We start from the raw sequence: 6,698 nt of genomic DNA, 5'->3' as shown, positions 1-6,698 counted from the left end.
TTACTGCCCGTTAAGGCTGGGATAAAAAACAATACTTAGACAATCTTTCAAGAAGTAAATCACATAGAAAGTTATGTAAGAAAAGGATTATTTTATAATTACCTCTTCTCTTTGGATACATAATTGTATACAATCTTATTATATATTGTATACAATATCAACTATTTTCCAAAAAAAGAAAGGTTGATTTCTTTTTTTACTTATCGTTTTGTTTAGGTTGATGAAAAATAGCTGGTTTTAGAGTTTTTAATAACCTTATGAAATTGACATTCTGTTAAGGAAAGGTCGGTATATGTGTGATGCTTCATTTTTATATTAAAACTGGGGGTGTAAGTTCTTTGTATTTAAAGCCTCTTAGTTAAAGGGATTTTTAATATAAATATTTTGATAATTCAGATTGAAGGAAAGAGAGAAATTTATGAAATTAAAAACGAAACTATATTTAGCGTTTGGCTGTCTTATCGGGTTATTTATCGTCCTTCATTTTCTTCTTATGATCATGATGAACCAGCTTAATAAAGATATGGAGGATATCGTTAAGAATTATGAAATGCTTGACTTGGCTAGTACGATTACAGAGGAAATGAATATTTACTCTAGAGAATCAAGAGGCTTAATTGCAAATCCTCCTGAAGAACTAAAAACAGAATTGCAGACAAACAGGGAGAAAGCCTTCGAAAATATAAATGAAGCATTAGATTCCCTTCAAAAGTTGGATAGTCATGAACAATCACAAGAGCTAGTTCAGAAATTGCAGTTATTGAGTAATATCTATAATGGGATGAATAGAGAAATTGATGCATTACTAAAAGAAGGTAAAGACGAACAAATAATGCAAATATATTGGCATGATAGCGGTCGGGAAGTTAGAGAAGAAATGGACAAAGTTTCTGATAAACTGCAAACTATAAAAAAACAAGCGGTTTACAAAGAACTAAATCATTCTAACAAGACTTATAATCTAGCTAATAAGCTGATTTTTGTTTATGTAATCGTAAGTCTTTTAGTTGGAATTGGAGCGATTATGTTTATTTTACGGGGGGTAATACCTAATTTGAATAAGGTCACTTCTATTATGACTAAAGTTGCTTATGGCAGAGCTGATAGATTGCCCCGTATAGAGATTACATCAAAAGATGAAATCGGAGAGATTGCTCTGGCGTTTAATGAAATGGCTTTAGCACTAGAAGAGCATTCAATGCAGGAGAAGGTACTAAAAAATGCTGCAGAAGAACAAAGTTGGTTAAAAACGAAAATTGCTGAAATAGCTACTATGTATTCTGGTATTGATGATTTAGAGACTTTAGCACATCAGTTCATCATAAAAGTCACACCTATGGTAGGTGCCAATTATGGTGTCTTCTATATAAAGCAGGGAAATGGGGATGAAAAGAGGTTCCAGAAGCTTGCTTCCTATGCTTATGATCATGAGAGAATTGGTGCAGAGTGTTTCCGATTAGGAGAAGGACTCGTTGGGCAGTGTGCATTAGAGAACCGAATGATTTTACTCAAGGAGGTTCCTGGGAGTCATATAAAAATTTATTCTGGAATCGGTAGTGCTTCAGCATCTGATATCCTAATTATACCAGCAGAATTTGAAGGAGAAGTTTTGGCTGTCATTGAATTAGCGTCCTTTAAATCGTTTAGTAATTTAGAACAATTGCTGTTAAAAGAGCTAATGAGCAATCTCGGCACCCATATTACAAGTATTTTAAGGCATATGCAAGTAGAAATACTGCTTCAAGAGTCACAAGTTTTTACAGAAGAACTACAGAGCCAATCTGAAGAACTCCAATTACAGCAAGAAGAGTTAAGAATAATTAATGAACAGCTTGAACAGCAATATAAAAGATCTAAAGAAGACAATAGAATGATAGGAAAAGGAAAAGAGATATAAAAGAGCATCGAAAAAAAAGCATATTCATTGAGTAAAAGGCACATATGCAGTATATCCAAATAAAAAATAGAAGATCGAGCTTTTTATTTCTGGCTCGATTTTTTCGTTATTTCTCAAACTGAAAATCGCTGAGTTTGGATTATTTTGTCCGAATTTAGTGATTGGCTTTTGTTTTAACTTTGACACTGTCCTCATAAATCATATCAACTGATTTTTTCTACTTGCTTATTGAAGAGATCAGAATCAATAAATTCCCTCCGTGAACTTAAAATTATTCAATCAGTTAAATTACGAAAAAAAATAAAAGCTTTCCCGGTTTTGATTATTCTGTTGATCCGGTTATCTATATGAAAATTCCTAAATCGCTTAAAATAAAGGAAGCAGACAATATCGGGATTCAAGAAATAAATAAGTAAATATATGTTTTTAAAGGGCTATTTGGCCCCTTTTTAAGGGTATATAATAAAGTACCCATTACAACAAAGAAATGCTACACTGAAATTATCAATGTATACGTGGTGATTTTAGTGAAGAGAAATGCGGGCAGAATCATTCTTCATGTTGATATGAACAGTTTTTATGCATCCGTGGAAGTCGCTTTTAATCCTGATTTAAAAGGGAAGCCGCTTGCTATTGGCGGAAGAACTGAGGAGCGGAAAGGAATTATCGTTACTTGCAGTTATGAAGCTAGAGCAATAGGTGTAAAAGCGCCAATGCCGGTTTGGCAGGCGAAAAGGATTTGTCCTGAACTTATTGTTATACCTCCTAATTTTGAGAGGTATCGGAATGCATCATTAGCGATGTTTGATTTACTGCGGGAGTATACACATCTTGTTGAGCCTGTCTCGATTGATGAAGGGTATGTTGATTTAACAGAATATAAAACAAAAGATCCGGTTAAGATTGCAGGAACGATTCAGACCCGCTTGTTAGAGGAGCTTTCTTTGCCTTCAAGTATAGGAATTGCTCCTAATAAGTTTTTGGCGAAGATGGCTTCAGATATGAAAAAGCCGCTCGGGATAACGATTTTGAGAAAACGTGAGCTGCATGAAAAACTTTGGCCGCTTTCTGTCGGTGATATGCATGGGGTCGGCGGAAAAACAGCGGAGAAACTGCATACAATCGGGATTAAGACGATTAAAGATTTAGCAGAAGGAAATGATATTCAGCTAAAACAATTGCTTGGAATAAATGGGGAAAGGCTGAAAAGGCGGGCAAATGGAATAGATGATCGCTCTGTTGATCCTGACTCTATTTATGATTTTAAAAGTGTGGGCAACCAGACAACACTGCCAAAAAATATAATCAATGCGAGACAGATAGAAGAGGCACTCCGAAAGCTTGCTGCATCAGTAAGTGCCCGATTGAAGAAAAAGGGAGTAATGGGGACGAGGGTTTTTATTACTATCCGTTATCATGACCGCCGTACAATTACCCGAAGCAGGAAGCTTGATAATCCGATTGTGGAAGCCGATGTTTTATACAGTTATGCAAAACAGCTTTTTGATAAAAATTGGGACGGGGGAGCAATTCGTCTTTTAGGAATAACAGCTCAAGATCTCGTTGAAAAAGAGGAAGCAGTTAAGCAGCTTGATTTATTTTCATTTGAAAAAGATGCGAAAGATGAACCCCTTTTACACGTAATAGAAAAATTAAACAGCAGGTATGGCAAAGGGATTATTAAGCGGGGAATGAAAGTCGGGCGAGTAGTTGATAATACGAATGGAACGAGCTTTAATAAAGATTTTTTACAAGAGTAATGAATAAACTTACTTGAAAAATAGGCGAAAACTATGTTATTTTCAAATTTGTAATAAGTGTACATAACGCATTTTAGAAGGGACGTAAAAAGATGTCAAAACAACAAATCGGTGTGATCGGCTTAGCAGTTATGGGGAAAAATCTTGCGCTAAATATCGAAAGCCGCGGCTATTCTATTTCTGTTTATAATCGTTCGTCAAATAAAACAGATGAATTTTTAGAGGAAGCAAAAGGAAAGAATGTTGTCGGTACGTATAGTGTAGAGGAATTTGTTCAGTCTTTAGAATCACCTCGTAAAATTTTACTTATGGTAAAAGCAGGTGTTCCAACAGATGCGACGATCGAGCAGCTATTACCTTATTTAGATAAAGCGGATATTTTAATCGACGGCGGTAACACATTATTTACTGATACGCAGCGCCGTAATAAAGATCTTGCAGAGAGTGGTATTCACTTTATTGGTACAGGTGTTTCCGGCGGGGAAGAAGGAGCATTAAAAGGGCCTTCTATTATGCCGGGAGGACAAAAAGAAGCATTTGAATTAGTACGTCCAATTTTTGAAGCAATAGCTGCTAAAGTCGACGGTGATGCTTGTACGACATATATTGGTCCAGACGGTGCAGGACATTATGTGAAAATGGTGCATAACGGTATTGAGTACGGTGATATGCAGCTTATTTCTGAAGCATACTTCTTAATGAAAAATGTACTTGGTTTAAGTGCAGAAGAGCTTCATGAAGTATTTGCTGAATGGAATAAAGGTGAACTTGACAGCTATTTAATTGAAATTACAGCTGATATTTTTACGAAGAAAGATGATGAGACTGGTAAGCCGCTTGTCGATGTTATCCTGGATACAGCAGGTCAAAAGGGAACTGGTAAATGGACGAGCCAAAGTGCACTTGACTTAGGTGTGCCGCTTCCGATCATTACAGAATCTGTTTTCTCACGTTTCATTTCTGCAATGAAAGAAGAACGTGTAAAAGCAAGCAAAGTTCTTTCAGGTCCTAAAGCGAAAGCGTATGAAGGAAATAAAGAAGAGCTTGTTGAAGCGATCCGTAAAGCTCTTTATATGAGTAAAATTTGTTCATATGCTCAAGGTTTTGCACAAATGAGAGCTGCTTCAAATGAATATAACTGGGATCTTCGTTATGGAGATATTGCAATGATTTTCCGTGGCGGTTGTATTATCCGAGCAGCATTTTTACAGAAAATTAAAGATGCATATGATCGTGAGCCTGGTTTGGATAATCTTTTATTAGATCCGTATTTTAAAGAGATTGTGGAAGGCTATCAAGGGGCACTACGTCAAATTTTAGCTCTAGCAATCGAAAATGGTGTGCCTGTGCCATGCTTCTCAGCAGCGCTTGCATACTATGACAGCTACCGTACAGAAACATTGCCGGCAAATTTACTGCAGGCACAGCGTGATTATTTCGGAGCACATACTTACCAACGTGTGGATAAAGAAGGTATTTTCCATACAGAGTGGATGAAATAAGCATTTAAAAAGACTATATCTACAATGGAATCCTCCATTAGATATAGTCTTTTCTTATTTGAAAGTGTCAGCTCGTTGTGTTTTTATCATAAAGCAGTCCTATTGATATAAGTAATAAACTGACTAAAAATAAAATAGTCATAATAAAGTTTGATTGAATGGCCTGAAGAGAAAAGAGGACACCGAAAAGACTGAAAAGCAGCCAGCCGATTATATGTATGATTAAAGCATTTTTTGTAAACATTTTTGTCTCTCCTTTTTATATTGGTTGCTATATTGTTTTCTAGATTAGTATTTGAAAACCTTTTATTTACAGAATTTGTCGAGCGATAACGTCTTATAATTTATACCCCTGTAACAGATTATTAAACATTGACTTTTTTAGTACCTGATACTAATATTAAGTTATAATATCAGATGATAAAAAAGAGGTGGCGAAATGGAATCAAAAGCAAGGATAACGGCAATCGGCACTTATGTTCCTGAGAAACGTCTAGCTAATCAAGATTTGGAAAAAATGGTTGAGACGAATGATGAATGGATCGTTCAAAGGACAGGTATGAGGGAGCGGAGAATTGCTTCAGACAATGAATATTCTTCCACTTTAGCTTTTAAAGCAATTGAAAATTTAACGAAACGGTTTGAAAAGGATTTATCAGATGTCGATTGTATTTTAGTATCAACAACAACACCTGACTATGCTTTTCCAAGTGTGGCATGTCAAATTCAAGCCTATTTCAGTATTCCGCATACAGCGGCATTTGATTTTAATGCAACTTGCGCAGGATTTACATATGGGCTGCATATGGCTAACAGTTTCATTACTTCCGGACTTCACCGCAAAGTTTTAGTCGTTGCGGCAGAAACAATGTCAAAAGTGACAGATTATACAGACCGCACCACTTGTATTTTATTTGGAGATGGTGCAGCGGCAGTTTTAGTGGAGAAGGATGAAGAGTTTCCTAGTTTTATTGCAGCACATATGGGGACAAACGGGGAAGGCGGCATACATGTATATCGTACGAACCTGGCGACAATGATGGACGAGAAGCCTTTAAATTCAAACGGAAAAATTGTTCAAAATGGACGAGAAGTGTACAAATGGGCGTCGCGAACCGTACCTCTAGGCATGAATGAACTGTTGAATAAAGCAGAGTTAAATCTGAATGATATTGACTGGTTCGTGCCGCATAGTGCTAATTTAAGAATGATTGAATCTATATGTGAAAAGTCCAATTTCCCAATAGAAAAAACATTAACAAGTGTGGAATATATGGGAAATACTTCTGCTGTGTCCATTCCACTTGCACTCGATATAGGAATAAATGAAGGAAAGCTGAAAAATGGAGACACTCTTTTGCTTTATGGTTTCGGTGGAGGTCTCACACATGCAGGACATATTATTAACTGGAATTTATCCCAAGCTTAATCGGCAGTAAGACTCCTATCTGATTGTGACAAAAGCAAAGAAGATAGGTGAGAGATCAACTGCTCGTAAAGGTCCGAACAACGGAACACATACTAAGTTCGCCACATCAC

At 36.2% G+C, this 6,698-nt stretch carries 5 protein-coding genes; 4 read left to right on the top strand and 1 reads right to left on the bottom strand.

The genetic code is table 11. From position 1 onward, the window contains the following. Window positions 1-418 precede the first annotated feature (418 nt). The 3 genes from BFA01S_RS20375 (at window position 419) to gndA (ending at window position 5,159) form a co-directional block, all read left to right on the top strand. The gene (locus tag BFA01S_RS20375) at window positions 419-1,897 is read left to right on the top strand and encodes a GAF domain-containing protein (RefSeq protein WP_066235273.1); all 1,479 of its coding nucleotides are present in this window, start codon (window positions 419-421) and stop codon (window positions 1,895-1,897) included. Between the two features lie 527 nt (window positions 1,898-2,424). Further along, window positions 2,425-3,657 (top strand): DNA polymerase IV, encoded by a 1,233-nt coding sequence (locus BFA01S_RS20370; RefSeq protein WP_412758774.1) that lies wholly within the window; start codon window positions 2,425-2,427, stop codon window positions 3,655-3,657. A gap of 92 nt (window positions 3,658-3,749) precedes the next feature. Then, window positions 3,750-5,159 (top strand): NADP-dependent phosphogluconate dehydrogenase, encoded by a 1,410-nt coding sequence (gene gndA / locus BFA01S_RS20365; RefSeq protein ID WP_066235271.1) that lies wholly within the window; start codon window positions 3,750-3,752, stop codon window positions 5,157-5,159. Window positions 5,160-5,226: 67 nt separating this feature from the next. On the opposite strand, the gene BFA01S_RS22655 is transcribed toward gndA, so the two are convergent. Then, window positions 5,227-5,403: a hypothetical protein gene (locus BFA01S_RS22655; protein ID WP_156483978.1), complete on the bottom strand. Its 177-nt coding sequence runs from the start codon at window positions 5,401-5,403 to the stop codon at window positions 5,227-5,229. 195 nt (window positions 5,404-5,598) lie between these two features. Here BFA01S_RS22655 and BFA01S_RS20360 point away from each other — a divergent pair, with 195 nt between their 5' ends. Then, window positions 5,599-6,588, top strand: a complete 990-nt coding sequence (locus tag BFA01S_RS20360) for a ketoacyl-ACP synthase III (RefSeq protein ID WP_066235269.1) — start codon at window positions 5,599-5,601, stop codon at window positions 6,586-6,588. Window positions 6,589-6,698 lie beyond the last annotated feature (110 nt).

This window comes from Metabacillus fastidiosus NBRC 101226, from assembly GCF_001591625.1.
Taxonomy (GTDB): domain Bacteria; phylum Bacillota; class Bacilli; order Bacillales; family Bacillaceae; genus Metabacillus; species Metabacillus fastidiosus.
This window is presented reverse-complemented; position numbering and strand designations above follow the sequence as displayed.